The organism is Microbacterium sp. Kw_RZR3 (genome assembly GCF_029222405.1).
Classification (GTDB): Bacteria; Actinomycetota; Actinomycetes; order Actinomycetales; family Microbacteriaceae; genus Microbacterium.
This window is the reverse complement of sequence record NZ_JARHXC010000224.1, coordinates 1-18,238: the sequence shown is the minus strand read 5'-3', so window position 1 is coordinate 18,238 and position 18,238 is coordinate 1. Positions and strand designations below refer to the sequence as shown.

The 18,238-nt window shown below is 69.9% G+C and carries 18 protein-coding genes; 10 read left to right on the top strand and 8 right to left on the bottom strand.

The window, feature by feature from the left end; translation table 11 throughout:
- Positions 1-17: 17 nt before the first annotated feature.
- Positions 18-1,262 (bottom strand): glucose-1-phosphate adenylyltransferase, encoded by a 1,245-nt coding sequence (gene glgC / locus P2P98_RS12485; protein WP_275800204.1) that lies wholly within the window; start codon positions 1,260-1,262, stop codon positions 18-20.
- 76 nt (positions 1,263-1,338) lie between these two features.
- Here glgC and glgA point away from each other — a divergent pair, with 76 nt between their 5' ends.
- From glgA to P2P98_RS12470, 3 genes are all read left to right on the top strand, one after another.
- Positions 1,339-2,529, top strand: a complete 1,191-nt coding sequence (gene glgA, locus P2P98_RS12480; protein WP_275800202.1) for a glycogen synthase — start codon at positions 1,339-1,341, stop codon at positions 2,527-2,529.
- A gap of 67 nt (positions 2,530-2,596) precedes the next feature.
- Positions 2,597-3,379: an ABC transporter ATP-binding protein gene (locus P2P98_RS12475; RefSeq protein WP_058598059.1), complete on the top strand. Its 783-nt coding sequence runs from the start codon at positions 2,597-2,599 to the stop codon at positions 3,377-3,379.
- A 127-nt stretch (positions 3,380-3,506) separates the two neighbouring features.
- Entirely contained in the window at positions 3,507-3,758 is a 252-nt protein-coding gene (locus P2P98_RS12470) for a type B 50S ribosomal protein L31 (protein ID WP_013586710.1), read from the top strand.
- Positions 3,759-3,941: 183 nt separating this feature from the next.
- Here the strand turns inward: P2P98_RS12470 and P2P98_RS12465 are convergent, their stop codons facing one another.
- Positions 3,942-4,391: an Lrp/AsnC family transcriptional regulator gene (locus P2P98_RS12465; RefSeq protein ID WP_275800198.1), complete on the bottom strand. Its 450-nt coding sequence runs from the start codon at positions 4,389-4,391 to the stop codon at positions 3,942-3,944.
- Between the two features lie 136 nt (positions 4,392-4,527).
- On the opposite strand from P2P98_RS12465, the gene P2P98_RS12460 reads away from it, so the two are divergent.
- Positions 4,528-5,112 (top strand): alpha/beta fold hydrolase, encoded by a 585-nt coding sequence (locus P2P98_RS12460; protein WP_275800196.1) that lies wholly within the window; start codon positions 4,528-4,530, stop codon positions 5,110-5,112.
- 81 nt (positions 5,113-5,193) lie between these two features.
- On the opposite strand, the gene P2P98_RS12455 is transcribed toward P2P98_RS12460, so the two are convergent.
- The 3 genes from P2P98_RS12455 to P2P98_RS12445 form a co-directional block, all read right to left on the bottom strand.
- On the bottom strand, positions 5,194-6,009 hold the full coding sequence (locus P2P98_RS12455) for a carbon-nitrogen hydrolase family protein (RefSeq protein WP_275800195.1): 816 nt from the start codon (positions 6,007-6,009) through the stop codon (positions 5,194-5,196).
- A gap of 301 nt (positions 6,010-6,310) precedes the next feature.
- Positions 6,311-7,864 (bottom strand): HNH endonuclease signature motif containing protein, encoded by a 1,554-nt coding sequence (locus P2P98_RS12450; protein WP_275800194.1) that lies wholly within the window; start codon positions 7,862-7,864, stop codon positions 6,311-6,313.
- A gap of 69 nt (positions 7,865-7,933) precedes the next feature.
- On the bottom strand, positions 7,934-8,668 hold the full coding sequence (locus P2P98_RS12445) for an exonuclease domain-containing protein (RefSeq protein ID WP_275800192.1): 735 nt from the start codon (positions 8,666-8,668) through the stop codon (positions 7,934-7,936).
- 402 nt (positions 8,669-9,070) lie between these two features.
- Here P2P98_RS12445 and P2P98_RS12440 point away from each other — a divergent pair, with 402 nt between their 5' ends.
- The gene (locus P2P98_RS12440) at positions 9,071-9,949 is read left to right on the top strand and encodes an alpha/beta hydrolase (RefSeq protein WP_275800190.1); all 879 of its coding nucleotides are present in this window, start codon (positions 9,071-9,073) and stop codon (positions 9,947-9,949) included.
- A gap of 36 nt (positions 9,950-9,985) precedes the next feature.
- On the opposite strand, the gene P2P98_RS12435 is transcribed toward P2P98_RS12440, so the two are convergent.
- Complete coding sequence (locus tag P2P98_RS12435) at positions 9,986-10,543, bottom strand: CGNR zinc finger domain-containing protein (RefSeq protein ID WP_275800206.1); 558 nt, start codon at positions 10,541-10,543, stop codon at positions 9,986-9,988.
- 71 nt (positions 10,544-10,614) lie between these two features.
- Between P2P98_RS12435 and P2P98_RS12430 the strand changes: the two genes are divergently transcribed.
- Positions 10,615-11,607 carry a DMT family transporter gene (locus tag P2P98_RS12430; RefSeq protein ID WP_275800188.1) on the top strand — a complete coding sequence of 331 codons (993 nt, stop codon included), beginning with the start codon at positions 10,615-10,617 and terminating at the stop codon, positions 11,605-11,607.
- Positions 11,608-11,924: 317 nt separating this feature from the next.
- Here P2P98_RS12430 and P2P98_RS12425 read toward each other — a convergent pair whose 3' ends face one another.
- Positions 11,925-12,398, bottom strand: coding sequence for an Lrp/AsnC family transcriptional regulator (locus P2P98_RS12425; protein WP_275800186.1), 474 nt, complete (start codon positions 12,396-12,398; stop codon positions 11,925-11,927).
- Between the two features lie 176 nt (positions 12,399-12,574).
- Here P2P98_RS12425 and pdhA point away from each other — a divergent pair, with 176 nt between their 5' ends.
- The 4 genes from pdhA to P2P98_RS12405 all read left to right on the top strand — a co-directional run bounded on the left by pdhA (position 12,575) and on the right by P2P98_RS12405 (position 17,591).
- On the top strand, positions 12,575-13,702 hold the full coding sequence (gene pdhA, locus P2P98_RS12420) for a pyruvate dehydrogenase (acetyl-transferring) E1 component subunit alpha (protein WP_275800184.1): 1,128 nt from the start codon (positions 12,575-12,577) through the stop codon (positions 13,700-13,702).
- Between the two features lie 76 nt (positions 13,703-13,778).
- A complete protein-coding gene (locus tag P2P98_RS12415; RefSeq protein ID WP_275800182.1) occupies positions 13,779-14,780 on the top strand; it encodes an alpha-ketoacid dehydrogenase subunit beta in 1,002 nt (333 codons plus the stop codon).
- 55 nt (positions 14,781-14,835) lie between these two features.
- Positions 14,836-16,434, top strand: coding sequence for a dihydrolipoamide acetyltransferase family protein (locus tag P2P98_RS12410; RefSeq protein WP_275800181.1), 1,599 nt, complete (start codon positions 14,836-14,838; stop codon positions 16,432-16,434).
- Positions 16,431-17,591, top strand: a complete 1,161-nt coding sequence (locus P2P98_RS12405) for an acyl-CoA dehydrogenase family protein (RefSeq protein ID WP_275800180.1) — start codon at positions 16,431-16,433, stop codon at positions 17,589-17,591. The genes P2P98_RS12410 and P2P98_RS12405 overlap by 4 nt, the downstream gene beginning before the upstream one ends.
- Before the next feature lie 22 nt (positions 17,592-17,613).
- Here the strand turns inward: P2P98_RS12405 and P2P98_RS12400 are convergent, their stop codons facing one another.
- Positions 17,614-18,201 (bottom strand): histidine phosphatase family protein, encoded by a 588-nt coding sequence (locus P2P98_RS12400; RefSeq protein WP_275800179.1) that lies wholly within the window; start codon positions 18,199-18,201, stop codon positions 17,614-17,616.
- Positions 18,202-18,238: the final 37 nt, after the last annotated feature.

Sequence of the window (18,238 nt, the reverse complement as noted above, 5' to 3'; positions counted from 1 at the left end):
GCATCCGGAATCCGGGTTCACGCGTGGACGTGCACGTCCTTGCCGACGACGGTGATGCCCGTCTCGGTGACGGTGAAGCCGCGCGCGATGTCGCGCTCGCGGTCGACGCCGATGGTCGCGCCGGGTTCGAGGACGACGTTCTTGTCGAGAATGGCGCGGTGGATGCGCGCTCCCGCCCCGACCCGGACGCCGTCGAACAGCACCGAGTCCGTGATCGTCGATCCGCCGCCGGCGAGGGCCCAGGGGCCCACGACGCTGCGTTCGAGGTGGGTCCCCGACAGGACCGAGCCGAGGGAGACGATGGAGTCGATCGCGTTGCCGATGCGACCCACCGAGTCGCGCACGAACTTCGCGGGCGGCGCGTTGACGATCTGCGAGTAGATCGGCCAGTCGTTGTTGTACAGGTTGAAGACCGGCAGCGTCGAGATCAGGTCCATGTGGGCGTCGTAGAACGACTCGATCGTGCCCACGTCGCGCCAGTACGACCGGTCGCGCGGAGTGGAGCCGGGAACGTCGTTGCGCTGGAAGTCGTACACCGCCGCCTCGCCCCGATTGACGAAGTAGGGCACGATGTCGCCGCCCATGTCGTGCGCCGAGGTCGGCAGCTCTCCGTCGTGAGTGACGGCCTCGACGAGGGCGTCGGCGTCGAAGATGTAGTTGCCCATCGAGGCGAGCACCTCGTGCGGCGAGTCGACCAGGCCGGCCGGGCTCTGGGGCTTCTCGAGGAACTCGCGGATCTTCGTCGGGTCGGTGGGGTCGGTGTCGATGACGCCGAACTGGTTCGCCAGCGAAATGGGCTGGCGGATGCCGGCGACGGTGGCACGTGCGTCCGAGGCGATGTGCGCGTCGAGCATCTGGTTGAAGTCCATGCGGTACACGTGGTCGGCACCGATGACGACGACGATGTCGGGCTTCTCGTCGCGGATCAGGTTCATCGACTGGAGGATCGCGTCGGCGGAGCCCGAGAACCATCGTTTGCCGAGGCGCTGCTGAGCGGGGACGGATGCCACGTACGAGCCGAGCATGGGCGACATCCGCCAGGTCTGCGAGATGTGGCGATCGAGGCTGTGCGACTTGTACTGCGTGAGCACGACGAGCTGACGCAGGCCCGAGTTGATGAGATTCGAGATCGCGAAGTCGATCAGGCGGTACTGACCGCCGAACGGGACGGCGGGTTTCGCGCGATCGGCCGTGAGGGGCATGAGTCGCTTTCCCTCGCCGCCGGCGAGGATGATTCCGAAGACCTTCGGCGCTGCAGGCATGGCACCACACTAGGGGTCGCATCGGGTTGCGGAAACACGTTCTCGGCGCGCCGTGCGCTGTACTACGGTTCGTCTCATGCGCGTCGACATCGTGACCAAGGAGTACCCGCCGGAGATCTACGGGGGAGCCGGGGTCCACGCCACCGAACTGGTCAAGGCACTGCGCGCCGAGGGCACCGAGGTGCAGGTCCGCGCGTTCGGTGCGGCGCGTGACGAAGCCGACACGACCTCGTACGGTGTGCCCGTAGAGCTCGCCTCCGCGAACGGCGCGATCCAGACGCTCGGCACCGACCTCGAGATCGTCTCCGACGTCGCCGGCGCGGACGTCGTGCACTCGCACACCTGGTACGCGAACTTCGCCGGGCACCTGGCATCCCTTCTCCACGGCATCCCGCACGTCGTCACCGCGCACAGCCTCGAGCCGCTTCGCCCCTGGAAGGCGGAGCAGCTCGGCGGGGGCTATGCCGTGTCGAGCTACATCGAGAAGACGGCCTACGAGGGCGCCGCGGCCGTCGTCGCGGTGAGCTCGGGCATGCGCGACGACATCCTGCGCAGCTACCCGTCGCTGGATCCCGCCAAGGTGCGCGTGATCTACAACGGCATCGACACCGAGGCGTGGCATCCGGTGTCGGACGACGCCTTCCTCGCCTCCGTGGGCATCGACCCGTCGCGGCCGTCGGTGGTTTTCGTCGGTCGCATCACCCGCCAGAAGGGGCTTCCTTACCTGCTCCGTGCGGCGGAGCTGTTGCCGGCGGACGTGCAGCTGATCCTGTGCGCGGGGGCGCCCGACACACCGCAGATCATGGCCGAGGTGGAAGAGCTCGTCCGCGGGCTTCAGGCGACGCGTGACGGTGTCGTCTGGATCGATCGTCTGCTCCCTCGCAACGAGCTGTGCGCGATCCTCACCGCCGCGACCACGTTCGTCTGCCCGTCGGTGTATGAGCCGCTCGGCATCGTCAACCTCGAGGCGATGGCGTGCGGCGCGGCGGTCGTGGGGACGGCGACCGGCGGCATCCCGGAGGTCGTCGTCGACGGCGTCACGGGACGACTCGTGCCGATCGAGCAGGTGCAGGACGGCACCGGGACGCCCGTCGACCCCGAGCGTTTCGTCGCCGACCTGGCCCGCGTGCTGACGGAGGTCGTGACGGATGCCGAGACGGCCCGCGCCTTCGGTGAGGCCGGTCGTCAGCGCGCCATCGACGACTTCAGCTGGGCGGCGATCGCGCAGACCACGGCGGCTCTGTACGCGGAGGTCTCGGGGAAGTAGTCGCGCGGTTCTCCCCAGGTCGTCGCGTCGCGCGGGGGCGCGGTCTTGTCGCGGCTAGGCTAGTTCCATGCCCCAGGTTCTCGAGTTCTCCGACGTCGTCGTCCGCCGGAACACGCGGGACATCGTGTCCCATCTCGACTGGAGCGTCGCCGATGACGAGCGCTGGGTCGTGCTCGGCCCCAACGGCGCGGGGAAGACGACGGTTCTGCAGCTCGCGGACACCCTCCTGCACCCCACATCGGGCACGGTGACGATCCTCGGCGAGCAGCTCGGCCGTACCGACGTCTTCGAACTGCGCCCGCGTATCGGCTTCGCGTCGTCGGCGATGGCGCGACGCGTTCCGCCCGAGGAGACGGTGCTCGACGTCGTGCTGACCGCCGCGTACTCGGTGACGGGTCGGTGGCGCGAGCAGTACGACGACATCGACGAGCGTCGCGCGCTGCGCGTGCTCGCGGAGTGGCGACTCGATCACCTGGCGGACCGCACGTTCGGCACGCTGAGCGACGGCGAGCAGAAGCGCGTCCAGATCGCCCGGGCCGTGATGACCGACCCCGAGCTGCTGCTGCTCGACGAGCCCACCGCCAGCCTCGACCTCGGCGCCCGGGAAGAGCTGCTCGCGCTGCTCTCGGGGTACGCCCAGGCGCCCACGACGCCCGCCATGGTGATGGTGACGCACCACGTGGAGGAGATCCCCGTCGGGTTCACGCACGTGCTCCTGCTCCGCGACGGCGAGATCGTGGCATCCGGGCCCCTCGGCGAGGCCCTCACGGCCGAGAACCTGTCGAAGACGTTCGGCCTCGAGATCACGCTCACGCACGAAGCGGGGCGCTACGCCGCTCGCGCGGTCTGACGTCGCGCGGGAATCACTGCGCGCGAATCATTCCGCACGCCTGGTAGACTCTCCTGTTGGTGCCTTCGGCGCCGCAGACTTTGACGTCCTGGCAGAATCCAGGGCACCACTTCTCAAAGGACCTCCCATGAAGACTGACATCCACCCCACGTACAAGGCCGTCGTGTTCCGCGACCTCGGTTCGGGCGACACGTTCCTCACCCGTTCGACCGTCTCGAGCGACAAGACGATCGAGCTGGACGGCGTGGAGTACCCCGTCATCGACGTGGAAATCTCGTCGGCTTCGCACCCGTTCTACACGGGCAAGCAGCGCATCATGGACTCGGCCGGTCGTGTCGAGAAGTTCAACCAGCGCTTCAAGAACTTCGGCGGTCGTTGATCCTCAGCGGTTTCGCTTCGAAAGCCCTCATCCTTCGGGATGGGGGCTTTTGCTTTCGGAGGGGCCGTCAGCGACGGGTGCGTGCGCGGGGTGGCCCGGCGGGTAGGTGTGTGCGAACGTTGTCGATCAGCCGTGCTGCGAGGGAAGCAGCGGCTTCGATCGGTGTGTGCGCGGACGTGTTGATCACCCGTGCTGGGTGGGAAGCAGCGGCTTCGGTGGGTAGGTGCTGAGCACGAGCGACGTCGTCACCGGGCCGAATCGCGCCAGCGCGTCGACCACCTTCTCCAGCCGCGCGGCATCGGGGCAGTTGACGTCGAAGAGGAGACAGTCCTCGCCCGTCACGCGGACCATCGCCGTGACCTCCGGGAGGCGTTCGGCGAGTTCGCGGGCCGGCGAGAGCTGCGCGTGGGTCGTGCGCAGTCGGATGACGGCGTGGATGACGAGTCCCACCGCGGCCGGGTCGATCACCGCGCGGTAGCCGGCGATGACGCCCGCGCGCTTGAGCCGCAGGATGCGCGCGCTCGCGGCGGGCTGCGACAGGCCGACTCTCCGCCCCACCTCGGCACCCGACAGTCGACCGTCGTGCTGCAGGAGTTCGAGGATGCGCCGGTCGATCGCGTCGAGTGGTTCCATCGTGTTCCGTTCCCTTTGCTTATGGATCGCTCGCGCGAGATGCGCGGAGCGAGTGAGTCCATCATGCTCGCCGAAGCGGCGTCGCGCGCTCACGGAGAGCGCGAGTGAAGACGCAAGAGTCGAGAGGTGGTCGTCGATGGCGGCGTATGTGATCGTTCCCGGCATCGGGGGGTCGGGCGAGCAGCATTGGCAGACGCACTGGGAGCGGCGGTGGGGCCGTGATGCGCGGCGAGTAGAGCCCCGATCGTGGGATGAGCCCGACCTCGACGACTGGGTCGACGCGGTGGATCGATGCGTGACCGACCTCGCGCGACAGGCCGATCGGGTGATCGTCGTCGCGCACAGTCTGGGGTGTTGGGCGGCGACCGAGTGGGACGCGCGGACCGGGGACCAGAGGCAGCCCGAGCGAGTCGAGCAGGTCGAACGCGCGCCGGTGACGGGGATGCTGCTCGTGGCGCCTCCGGATCCGACTGGCGATGCCTTTCCTCGAGCTGCGGCACCGAGCTTCGTCGGCCTCGCGGTGCGGCCGCTGGCGTGTCCAACCACGGTGGTGGCGAGTTCCGACGACCCGTACTGCTCGGTGGAGGTCGCGCAGGGTCTCGCCTCCGGGTGGGGGAGCACCTTGCGGAACGCCGGTGCGCTCGGACACCTGAACGCCGCGAGCGGTCTCGGGGAGTGGGCATGGGGGAGAGCGGTGCTCGGCGGCCTTGTTCGGGCGTGAGGGATGCTCTCGAAGGCCACGCGCACGGCGCCGCACCGTGTCGAGCGGGTGTTTGCCCCCTCGTGCGGATGTTGCTCGCGATCAGAGGCGGGTGCCGGGCTTGTCGAACGAACCCACGTGCTCATGGCCACCGAGGGACTCGCGACGCTGCGCCCACATGCGCTGGTGCTGGCGCGCGTCGTCAACGGCATCCGGATCGAGGTCGGCGAAAGCGATGTGTTCGCCTTCACCGGGGACGGTGATTCGTCGACCGAGCGGATCGAAGACAGCGGCGCCACCGATGAAGTCGTGTGGTGCGCCGACGAGCCCGCTGAAGACCACGTACATGCCGTTGTCGAGGGCGCGCGCGGCGTAGTGGAGGTCCCGGCGATGCTCACCGCCGGGGAAGTAGGCGCCGCTGTTGAGGTACACGTGCGCGCCGGCTCGCGCCGCGGCGGCCGCGTGCTCGGGGAAGTTCGCGTCATAACAGACGGAGAGCGCGAACCGGAGGCCTTTGAGAGTGAAGGAGGCGCCGTGAGCGCCAGGCGTGAAAACGGAACGCTCGCTGTCGTACAGGTGCTGCTTGTCGTAGGCGGGGAGCGGGTCGCGTCCCGGGCTCAGGATCACGTTGCCGAGGAAGCGGCATCCGTCCCGCTGGATCGCGGTGTTGACGATGGCGGTGACGCCGCCGTGGTCGACGGCGTCTTGAAGGCGAGCCCACCAGGTGGGATCGGCGAGCTCGGGCAGTGGTCGCGCGAAGGTGCCGTCGTCATAACCCGTGACGGCCGCTTCCGGGAAGAGCACGAGGTCGGCTCCTCCCGCCGCTGCCTCCTCGACCAGGCGCGCGATGCGCGCGACGTTTCCGTCGATGGCGTTCGGAACGGCCTCCATTTGGACGGTGGCGATGCGGCAGGTCACTGGATCAGTCTGGCAGTCGAGGGCTGACGGAGCGTTTGAGCGTGGTTTCGCTGTTCTGTTTCTCTGCGCTGTTTCTCTGCGCTGTTTCTCCGCTCTGTTTCTCCGCTCTGTTTCGCTGCTCTGTTTCGCTGCTCCTTCGAGCGTGTGGAGAGCTGCGGAAGGCGGCGCAGGGCGCGGCCGCGCGTGAGTCTTGCGCGTCTCCTCGAAGGGTCGCTGCGCGCCCACAGGTGCGCCGAGAGGCGCAGAGGCCATCGGTCATGCGGGTCGGCGACACGGTCATGCGGGCGAGGGTGCTGCGGGCTCAGAACGGGGGTGGATCGGCGTCGTAGGCTCCGCCGAGCGGTGAATGCCAGCTCATCTGACCCGTGGCGGGATCGCGCGTCGGTGTCCATCGGGTCTCGTGGCGGAGGCGATGGTGGTGTCGGCATTCCGGCTCGAGGTTGTCGGCATCCGTGGTTCCGCCATCGGCCCAGGCGGTGAGGTGGTCGAGGTCGCAATCGCGAGCGGTGCGGTTGCATCCGGGGAAGATGCAGGTGGGTGAGGTAACCCCCAGCCAGCGACGAAGCGCAGCGGGAACCCGATAGGTCTGTCGATCCAGCACGAGGGGAGCGCCGGACACGGGGTGCGTGAGCAGGCGGACCCACGAGCGTGCTTCGCCGGCGAGGCGGCGCGCGGTGTCGAGGTCGATCGGACCGTACCCCTCGAGCGTGGCGGGTTCGGCGTCGGCGCCGAGAAGAGTCAGGGCGGGGATGGTGACGACGACGGTGGGCGAGGTGGGCGGTGCCGGGGAGCGGTGCTCCGCTGCGGCGGGCGGGGCAGTTCGCTCGTCGGCGACGGCGGACGGGGCGTGGAGTGACGCCGAAGCCGGCATGTCGGGCTCGGGAGAGGTCACGAGATCCGCGAGGACGTCCGCCCGTAGCTGCGCCAAGATGCGCTCCTCGTCGGGCGCGGCGTGGAGATGTCGGGCCGCGCGATCCAGGCGCGACATGATGCTGCGCGCCCGGTCGGCGGGCAGGAGTGCGGTGAGCGAGGCCATGCCGTCGAGTTCGGGCGTCATCCACACACCGCGATCACGTGCGGCGCGTCGGTGTCGGGCATCGATCGACTCGGCGTGGACGCGTTCACGGAGGGCGCGTGCAGAGACGGCGAACTTCGTGGGGGTCAGCTGCGTCGCTCTGTCGGCGACGCCCTCGTCGAACGCGCTCCAGGCTCCGACATCATCGGGAAGAGAGGTCGCGAGGCGGGCCGTCTCGACGGCGTGACGCTCGGACGTGCGTCCGTCGGCGAACTCGTCCCACAGCCGGGGGCAGCGCTCGTGCAGCACCTCGACGTGCGTGGCGCGCGTCCGGATGGTCTGCTCGGATACGCGCAGACGCACGGCCATCTCGGCTGCCGCGGCCCGCTGAGCGAGATCGACGCGGTCGCGTCGGACAGCGCGGACGGTGCGCCCTCGCGGATCGCTCCACGCCAGGTCGAGGGTCGGGTCGGGGCCGACCCAGGGCGTCGGGTCGGCTGCGGCGTCGCGGAGAACGGCGGCGATGATGCGGCCCTCCTCGGCCGCGAGGCGGTGCCGTTCGGCGGCGATCAGTTCGAGATGGCCGAGGACGGCGTCGAGATCGGAGACCGAGGCAGCCGCCGTGTCGGTGGAGGTGACTGCGCAGCCCGGAAGCGCGGGATCACCGGAGAACGTGTCCTCGACACGGCCCGCCGCGTGGGCCGGAATCGACATTTCGAGATCCAACAGGCGCGCCCATGCCGCCTCGTTCTCGAGCTCGTCTTCGTCGGGCCACGGGACTCCATCGCACGACCGCACCGCCGGCGACGGCCGGTCGGCGGGTGGAGCGGAGGTGTCCATGTCGAAACGCTATCGGGGACCTCCGACATTGGCCGGGGCGCCGAACATCGAGGAGAACCGCGGGCATCCTCAGCGGATCGGCCACGCCCCGTCGAGCGGGGGAGCCGTGGCATCCAGACGCCCGATCTTCACGAAATACTCGGTGAGACTCGCAGCTTGGGCGCGAGCCCAGGCGATCTGGCGCGTGTGCAGTTCTTCGACGGTCGAAGGCAGCCACGGCGCGAAGCGTTCGGCGAGCGCCAGGGCGAGCCGGCCCGCGGCGACCGCGTCGGCACACGCTTCGTGCGCCGACTCCAACGGCACCGCGTAATGCTCGGCCACGACCGACAGCGTGCGTTTGCCACGCCGGTAGCGGTCGTAGGTCTTGTCGACGACGAGGGGGTCGATCACCGGAGAGGGGGAGTCGATGGGAGCGATGCCGTGCCGCACCGCCTCGTGCTTGAGCAGCGAGAAGTCGAACGGCGCGTTGTACGCGACGACCGGGATCCCGGCGGCGAAGAGTGCACTGAGCGCCTCGACGACCTCGGCGACGACGCGCGGCGCGGGAGCGCCGTCGGCCCGCGCTCGCTCGGTGGTGATCCCGTGGATGGCGGCCGCGCCGTCGGGGATCTCGACGCCGGGGTCGGCGAGCCAGTCGCGCGCGTCGATCACGTGGCCGTCCGCATCGAGAACACCGACGTGCGCGGTCACGATGCGGTCGTTCTCGACGTCGACGCCGGTCGTCTCGAGGTCGAAGACGCCGACGAGACGCGTCCATTCGGGGGTCTGGAAGAGCGGGAGCGGCTCGGCCTGCCACAGGGTCATGGGGTCACCGTAGATCGGGGGTCCGACACGACCCGCGAGGCGCGCAGGAATGGGGGAGGGATGCCAGGAACTCCGGGTTGTGCACGGGGAGTGCTCGCCGCCGGCGCCGGGGATGTCGGAACCCCCAGTCGTGCAGGCGGGCTGCTTCGCCTCCGGAACCAGCGATGTCGGAACCCCCAGTCGTGCAGGCGGGCTGCTTCGCCTCCGGAACCAGCGATGTCGGAACCCCCAGTCGTGCAGGCGGGCTGCCTCGCCTCCGGAACCAGCGATGTCGGAACCCCCAGTCGTGCAGGCGGGCTGCCTCGCCGCCGGCGCCGGGGATGCCGGCACTCCCGGTTGTGGACACGGACTGCCTCGCCTCCGGAACCAGCGATGTCGGAACCCCCTCGTAAACTCGATGCCATGCCCAACCCGTACGCCGATCTGCTCGCCGCGATACCGGTCGAGCGCCGCACGGTCGACGTGCTCGGGGGCGAGACGGCGTACTGGGTCTACGGTGATGACGCCGCCGACACCACGATCGTGGCGGTGCACGGGTTCCGCGGTGAGCACCACGGGCTCGATCCGGTGGTCGCCCACCTCCCTGGCATCCGCGTGATCTCGCCCGACCTGCCCGGCTTCGGCGAGACGCCGCCGCTGCGTGGACGTGCCCACGACCTCGACGGTTACGCCGCGTGGTTGCGCGCGTTCGTCGACGCCGTGGCTCCGGGGGCCGTCGTCCTCGGCCATTCGTTCGGCTCGATCGTGTCGTCGGCAGCTGTCGCGGGCGGCCTCGCGACGCCGAAACTCATCCTGGTCAACCCGATCGGCGCCCCGGCGCTCGAGGGGCCGCGCGGCATCCTGACCCGGCTCGCCGTGTTCTACTACCTCGCGGGGGCCAAGTTGCCGCGCGCCGTGGGCGACGCGCTGCTGCGCAACGGCCTCATCGTGCGCGTGATGAGCAACGCGATGGCCAAGACGCGAGACCCCGCGCTGCGACGCTTCGTCCACGAGCAGCACGACGAGTACTTCTCGCGCTTCGCCGACCGCGACGTCCTGCACGAGGCCTTCGTCACGAGCGTCTCGCACGACGTGCGCGAGTTCGCCCCGCGCATCGCGCAGCCGACGCTGCTCATCGCGGCCGAGAAGGACGACATCACGCCGATCGAGGCCGAGCGGCACCTGGCGACCCTCTTCCCCGATGCCGCCTTGGTCGAGATCCCCGAGGTCGGCCACCTGATCCACTACGAGACGCCGGAGGCAGCGGCATCCGCCATCCGGGCGTTCCTCGACGTCAGCTGACGCGCCCGATCGCGCACGGCTCGGCCGACGAGAGCCCTACGCCGTCTCCGCCTTCCGCTTGCGGTACGCGTTGACATTCATGCGGTTTCCGCAGTTGCCGGCGTCGCAGTAGCGCTTGGACCCGTTCTTCGAGAAGTCGACGTAGACGCCGTTGCAATCGTCGGCGTCGCACACGCGGACGCGCGCGTACTCATCGGCGCGGATGACGTCGACGAAAGCCATCGCCGTCTCGACGAGCATGCGCTGGGCGAGATGGTCCGAGGGCTCCGACGCGTGGATGTGCCAGTCGAACTCGTCGTGCCGTACGAGCTGCGGCAGTGCCCGTCCGTCGCGCAGCATCGCGTTGACGAGGGGTACCGCTCCATCGCGATCGACGTTCCACAGCTGTTGGATGCGGGAACGGATGCCACGCACCTCGGCGAGCTCGTGCTCGTCTCTCGCGCGCGAACCGGTGTAGGTGTGTCGCTCGGCGAAGTCATCGAGCTCGGCCATCGTGGTCAGGCTGTCGACCCCGCTCACGTCGGTCTGGGGCAGGGTGTTGACCAGCTCGACGGTCGCGCGCAGCACCAGTTCGGTGTCACGAATGAAGACCATGTTGACTCCTGACATGCCGAGGTCCTACTGTCACGAGTGTAAACGTTCTTCACTCCTGACAGCAGGCCCGCATGACCACGTCGTCCGTCACCCTCCCTCGCCCCACTCACCGTGGCTCCGGCGCCGTCACGGGCCTCGCCATCGCTGTCGCCTCCGCCCTCGCGTTCTCGAGCAGCGGCCCGTTCGTGAAGCCGCTCCTCGACGGCGGGTGGTCGCTCGGCACGGTGCTCCTGGTGCGGATGAGCGTCGCGGCTCTCCTGCTCTCGCCCGCTCTCGTCGTCGCGATCCGTCGGCAGCGCGGGTTCCTTCGCCGTCACGGTCTGCTGATCGTCTCGTTCGGACTCACCGCCGTCGCCGGGTGCCAGCTGTTCTACTTCGCCGCGATGCAGCGGATGCCGGTGGCCGTCGCCCTGCTCATCCAGTACATCGCGCCGGTGCTCATCGTCATCGCGGTGTGGGTCCGCACACGTCGAGCCCCATCGAAAGCGGTGCTCATCGGGTCGGTCGTCGCGATGACGGGGCTCGTACTCGTCGTCGACATCAGCGGTGCACGATTCGACCTGCTCGGCACCGTCTTCGCGCTCTGCGCCGCGGTGTGCGCGGCGGCGTACTTCGTGATCGCCGGACGCGCGGGCGACGACCTCCCGCCCCTGGCGCTCGCCGCGGGAGGGCTGATCGTCGGGGCGGTCCTCATGGGGATTCTCGTGGGCACCGGCATCCTTCCCTTCGCCGCTCCCTCGATCACGGTCTCGCTCGCCGGTCTTCAGGTTCCCGGCATCCTGCCGCTGCTCTGGGTGGGTGCCGTGGCGACGACGCTCGGCTATGCGCTCGGCGTGATCGCGGTGCCGCTCATCGGCTCGCGCCTGGCATCGTTCGTCGGCCTCAGCGAGGTGCTCTTCGCCCTCGGCTTCGCCTGGCTGCTGCTGGGTGAGACTCCCGCTCCGGTGCAGTTCGCGGGTGGGGCGCTGATCCTCGTGGGGGTTGTGCTCGTGCGGCTGGATGCCGGGAGCCCGGCCGAACCGAAGACCGAGACGGCGAGCATCCCGGTGGTGCCGGCGCCGTGAGCTGAGGCGGGTTCCGGTCCCTTCGACAGGCTCAGGGACCTCAGGTGCTCGCGGGGACCGCAGGAGGGGGTTCCGGTCCCTTCGACAGGCTCAGGGACCTGGGGCTCGCACGCTCAGGGACCTGAGGTGCTCGCGGGGACCGCAGGAGGGGGTTCCGGTCCCTTCGACAGGCTCAGGGTCCTGGGGCTCGCACGCTCAGGGACCTCGGGTGCTCGCGGGGACCGCAGGAGGGGGTTCCGGTCCCTTCGACAGGCTCAGGGTCGTGGGACTCGCACGCTCAGGGACCTCGGACGCCCGCGGGGGACGCGGCGCGCGGGCTAGATCTCGCCGCGCGCGAGGTTCATCAGCGGGCCGACGCGGTACCCGATGACCTCGCCCATCACGAGCGACGTCTCGGTGCGTTCGACGCCCTCGATCGCGAGGATGCGCGCGTCGGTGTCGAACAGGTGCTGGGTGTCGCGGCACGCGACCCGCACGAGCAGGTCGACCTGGCCGCTGAGCCCGTGCGCCTGCAGCACCTCGGGAACCTGCGCGAGCTCCTCGCGGATCGCCGGAAGCTCCGCCTGTCGCACCGTCACTTGGAGGAACGCCTCGATCGGGAACCCGAGGGCTTCGGCCGACAGCGTGCGCTCGTAGGAGAGGAACACGCCCCCGCGTTCGAGCCGACTCATGCGTGCCTGCACGGTGTTGCGCGAGAGGCCGAGCTTCTCGGCGAGCGCGACGACGGTGGCACGCGGATCGGCGGACAAAGCGCGGAGGAGGTCGAGGTCCACGGCGTCGAGCTTGCTCATGCTGCGAAACATTAGCAGGGGACCCACCCCTCGTAGTGCGCAGAATGCTGAGTTATGTACCGAGGTCTTGAGCGCCCTGCCTTCCGCGCGTACGGTCGGCCGTGTCGGCGACGTTGCCGACACCCGGAACGCCCCGGCTCTCACGAGGAGCTCGGGCCGCAGCTGGAGGGATGACGATGACGTACACCCAGACCCAGGACTCTCTCACCGGAGGAGTCCCCGACCAGGGAGAGGTGCTGCGGGTGCTCGAGCCCGACGGCTCCCGCGTGCCCGACGCCACCCTCGACCCGTGGGTGTCCGACCTCTCGCCGCACGAGCTGCGGGCCCTCCACCGCGATATGGTCCTGACCCGGCGACTGGATGCCGAGGGCGTCGCCCTCCAGCGACAGGGTCAGCTCGCCCTGTGGGCACCGTGCCGCGGCCAGGAGGCCGTGCAGGTCGGTACCGCGCACGCACTCGCCCCCGGCGACTTCGTCTTCCCGAGCTACCGCGAGCACGGGGTTCTGCTCGGCCGAGGCGCGCAGCCCGCGGATTACGTGCTCGCGTGGCGCGGGGAGGAGCACTCCGCCTACGACCACACCACCATCAACGCCGCTCCGCCCCAGATCATCATCGGCGCGCAGTCGCTGCACGCCACCGGCTGGGCCATGGGAGCGCAGCGCGACGGCTCGACCGACGTCGCCGTCGCGTACTACGGCGACGGTGCCACGAGCCAGGGTGACGTCAACGAGGCGATGGTCTTCGCCTCCTCGTTCCGTGCCCCGGTCGTCTTCGTCTGCTCGAACAACCAGTGGGCGATCTCGGAGCCCGTCACCGTCCAGGCGAAGTACCCCATCGCGGGCCGCGCGCCGGGGTTCGGCATCCCGAGTCTGCGGATCGACGGCAACGACGCGCTCGCGTGCGTCGCGGCGATGCGGTGGGCGCTGGATCGCGCGCGGCGCGGAGAAGGGCCTTCGTTCATCGAGGCGGTCACCTACCGCATGGGCCCGCACACCACGAGCGACGACCCGACCCGCTACCGGGAACCGGCCGAGGTCGAGGCCTGGGCACAGCGCGACCCCGTCGAGCGGCTCGAGGCCTACCTGCGGGCCGAGGGGATCCTCGACGACGGAGGGCTGGAGGAGGTCGCCCGGGCCGCCGACGCGCTCGCCGCCGAGGTCCGTGCGGCCTGCATCGGCGCCACGACGCGCGCGCCCGAGACGATGTTCGACCACGTGTACGCGGAACCCCACGGTGGGCTGGAGCGGCAGAAGGCGGAGTACGTGGAGTACTTGGCCGGGTTCGAGGGTGAGGGCTCGCGATGAAGGTGCTGACTCTCGGTGCCGCGATCAACACGGGGCTGTTCCGTGCGCTCGAGAACGACGACGAGGAGACCTCGCGATGACCGCTCTTACCCTCGGCGCCGCGATCAACGCGGGCCTCGCGAAGGCGCTCGAGAACGACGACAGAGTCCTGCTCATGGGGGAGGACATCGGCAAGCTCGGCGGCGTCTTCCGCGTGACCGACGGTCTGCAGCAGCGCTTCGGCGCGCAGCGGGTCGTCGACACCCCCCTCGCCGAGGCGGGCATCGTCGGCACCGCCGTCGGCCTGGCCCTGCGCGGATATCGCCCGGTCGTCGAGATCCAGTTCGACGGCTTCGTGTACCCGGCGTTCGACCAGATCGTCTGCCAGGTCGCCAAACTCCACTACCGCAGCAACGGACGGATCCGGATGCCACTGGTCATCCGCATCCCGTGGGCCGGGGGCGTGGGAGCAGCCGAACACCACTCCGAGTCGCCCGAGGCATACTTCGTCCACACGGCGGGACTCCGGGTCGTCGCCGCCAGCAACCCGCAGGACGCTCACGTGATGCTGCGTCAGGCCGTGGCATCCGATGATCCCGTCATCTTCTTCGAGCCGAAGCGCCTGTACCACTCGAAGGGCGAGGTGGATCTGGATGCCGACCTCGCCGACGCCCCGCCGATGCACCTCGCCCGCGTGGCCCGCGAGGGGACCGATGCGACGATCGTCACCTACGGGGCGCAGGTACGCACGGCTCTGGATGCCGCGCTCGCCGCGGAGGACGAGGGGATCTCGCTCGAGGTCATCGACCTGCGCTCGCTGTCGCCGATCGACATGAACACCGTGGCGGCATCCGTCCGCAAGACCGGCCGCGTCGTCGTCACCCACGAGGCGGCCCGAGAGGCGGGCGTCGGAGCGGAACTCGTCGCGAGCATCACGGAGCAGTGCTTCCACTACCTCGAGACGCCCCCGCAGCGCGTGACCGGCCACGACATCCCGTATCCGCCCTCGAAGCTCGAGAGGCACCACGTTCCGGACCTGGACCGGATCCTGTTCGCCGTGGATCGGGTGCTCGAGCGCGAGCAGGGGGTGCTGCGATGATCCGGGAATGCTGTGCTGAATCATCGTGTGTTGTCGAGGCGAAGGGGGGCGTTCGATGATCGCGGAGTTCCGCCTTCCCGATCTCGGCGAAGGTCTCCCCGAGGCCGAGATCGTGCAGTGGCACGTCTCGGAGGGCGACGAGGTCGCCCTCAACCAGACGATCGCCGAGGTCGAGACGGCCAAGGCCATCGTCGAGATCCCCTCGCCGTACGCCGGCACCGTGCAGAGCCTGCACGCGGCCGCGGGCGACGTCGTCGAGGTCGGCTCTCCGCTCGTGTCCTTCACGGTGGGGGCGGATGCCGAGAGCCCGGCCGCGGCTGAAACGTCGTCGCCCGCGGACCGTCCGGCGGAGTTCGTGACCGACACGCCGGTGTCAGGGGCCGCCGAGCGGCGTGTCGCGGACGATCTCCGCAGGACGGAGTCTGGCTCCACGGCCGAGGGCATGGACCGTCCCGCGGAGTTCGTGGCCGACACGCCGATGTCAGGCGCGGTCGAGCGGCGTGTCGCGGACGATCTCCGCACGACGGCACCGGGGGAGTCCGAGAAAGCCACCCCCAATCTCGTCGGCTACGGGGCTGCACCCTCATCCGCGAGCCGCCCGCGGCGGCGAGCGCGCGGCGGGGCCACGGCGGTCCTCGACAGTGACACCGCCGTGCGAGAGGCTGCGCCGCACGACGTGCTGCGCACCGGGCCGATCGAGCTGCCCCTCGAGCGTCCGCGGTCCACGCCGCCCGTGCGCAAGCTCGCGAAAGACCTCGGCGTCGACCTCGTCGTCGTCGCCGCAGCCCACCCGGGTGAGACGGTGACCCGCGCGCACGTGGAGGAGTTCGCCGCCCGTACCCCCACGGAAGCGCAGGTGCCCGGCATGGTCACCGACACCCTTCCCTCCGCGTCGACGGTCCCCCCGGCCAGACCCGCTTCCGAGCGTGCGCGCGTCACGCGCACGCCGATCCGCGGGGTGCGCAAGCACACCGCCGCCGCGATGGTGCAGAGCGCGTTCACCGCTCCGCACGCGACGACGTTCCTCACGCTCGACGTCACCGCGACGACCGAGCTGTTGGCATCCCTCAAGACCGATCGTGCCCTCGACGGACACCGCATCGGCGTGCTCGCGATCGTCGCCCAGGCGGTGTGCCTCGCGCTCGGGCGGACGCCCGCGCTGAACGCGAAATGGGACGAGACCGCGGGCGAGATCATCGAGCACCACTACGTCAACCTCGGGATCGCCGCGGCGACCGAGCGCGGGCTGGTGGTGCCGGTGATCCCGGATGCCGACACCCTCGGGCTCGTCGAGCTCGCCGACGCGATCGCCGAGCTCGCCGCGACCGCCCGCGCGGGCCGGACGGCACCCGCCGCGATGACGGGCGGGACGTTCTCGATCACCAATGTCGGGGTCTTCGGAGTGGATGCCGGGACCCCGATCCTCAACCCCGGTGAGGCCGGGATCCTCGCGGTGGGCGCCGTGCGCCGAACCCCGTGGGAGCATCACGGCGAGATCGCGCTGCGCGACGTGCTGACACTCAGTCTCTCGTTCGACCACCGTCTGGTCGACGGGGCCGAGGCGGCGCGGTTCCTCACCGATGTCGCCGGCGTGCTCCGTGAACCCGGCCGCGCCATGCTGTTCCCCCGCCCTCGAGGAGGAGACTCGCTGTGAGCATCGACAGTCAGCAGGCGTTCACCGACGACGAACGCGAACTCGCCGCCATGGTCCGCGAGTTCGCCGACGACGTGATCGCACCGCGCTCGTACGAAGCCGACCGCGCGCACGAGCTGCCACTCGATCTCGTCGCGCAGATGGGCGAGATCGGTCTGTTCGGTCTGCCGTTCCCCGAGGAGGTCGGCGGTCAGGGCGGCGACTACGCGAGCCTCTGCGTCGCGATCGAGGGCATCGCGCGCGTCGACCAGTCGATGGCGATCACGCTCGAAGCGGGTGTCGGTCTCGGTGCGATGCCGCTGTTCCGCTACGGCACCGACGCGCAGAAGGCCGAGTATCTCCCCGACCTCGTCGCCGGGCGTGCGCTCGCCGGCTTCGGTCTCACCGAGGCCGAGGCCGGCAGCGACGCCGGGGCGACGCGCACGACCGCGCGTCTCGAGTCGGGGGAGTGGGTGATCGACGGGTCGAAGCAATTCATCACCAACTCGGGCACCGCCATCACCCGTTTCGTCACCGTGACGGCCGTCACCGGTCGCGCCGGGGACCGCCCCGAGATCTCGACGATCATCGTCCCCAACGGCACGCCCGGATTCACGGTCGGCGCCGCCTACGACAAGGTCGGCTGGAACGCCTCCGACACGCACCCGCTGACGTTCGACGGCGTCCGCGTGCCCGAGGCGAACCTCCTCGGCGAGCGCGGACAGGGTTTCAAGAACTTCCTCCGCACGCTCGACGAGGGCCGCGTGGCGATCGCGGCTCTGGCGACGGGCGCGGCGGAGGGATGCCTCGAAGCCGCCGTCGACTACGCGCGCAGCCGCACGGTGTTCGGTGAGCGACTGTCGACGCGGCAGAGCATCCAGTTCCTCCTCGCGCGCATGCACGCCCGCGTCCACACCGCGCGCCTCGCGTGGGTGCACGCCGCGCGCCTCTGCGACGCAGGTAAGCCGTTCTCGGTCGATGCCGCGGTCGCGAAGATGACCGCGAGCGACGCCGCGATGGCCAACGCCCGCGACGCGACGCAGGTGTTCGGCGGCAACGGGTTCATCAACGAGTACCCGGTCGCGCGGCACTACCGCGACTCGAAGATCCTCGAGATCGGCGAGGGGACGACCGAGGTGCAGCTCATGGTGATCTCGCGGGCGCTGGGGGTGAGCTGAAGGAAGGGGCTAGAGGGCTCTTTCAGCTCGCGACGCCCGCGTACGCGAGCATGTCCCACTGGTCGCCGTCGAGGCGGAACGTCGTGGCCGAGCAGTTCGGCAGCCTCTCGCCCTCGCGGGGGAAGGCGCCGTTGGTGGCGAACATGATGACCTCGCGGATGAGCGCGCCGTGCGCGACAGCGATGACATCCGCTCCTTCGGGAGCGGATGCCACGGCCTCGGCGAGCGCGGCGAGCGCACGCTCCCGCACCACGGGCCACGTCTCGGCACCCGGCACGTCGGCGGCGTGCCACGGGCCGTACGTCTCGGAGAAGGTGGGGGCGTCCATACCCTCGGCGTCGCCGTAGGAGCGTTCCTGGAGTCCTGGCATCCGTCGGCTCACCGTCGTTCCGAGCGCTTCGGCGAGGATGTCGGCGGTCTCGGCCGCGCGAGAGAGGTCGCTCGAGACGATGACGACGTCACGGCCCGCGTACTCGGCGGCGAGGATTTCGGCCAGTTCGCGGGCCTGGGCGCGGCCGGTGTCGTTGAGGGGAATGTCGGTCGAGCCCTGGATGCGGCCCCCGGAGTTCCAGTCGGTCTCACCGTGTCGCACGAGGGTCAGGATCGTCACCCGTCGAGCCTAACCGGAGTGGGATGCGGCGAGCCGC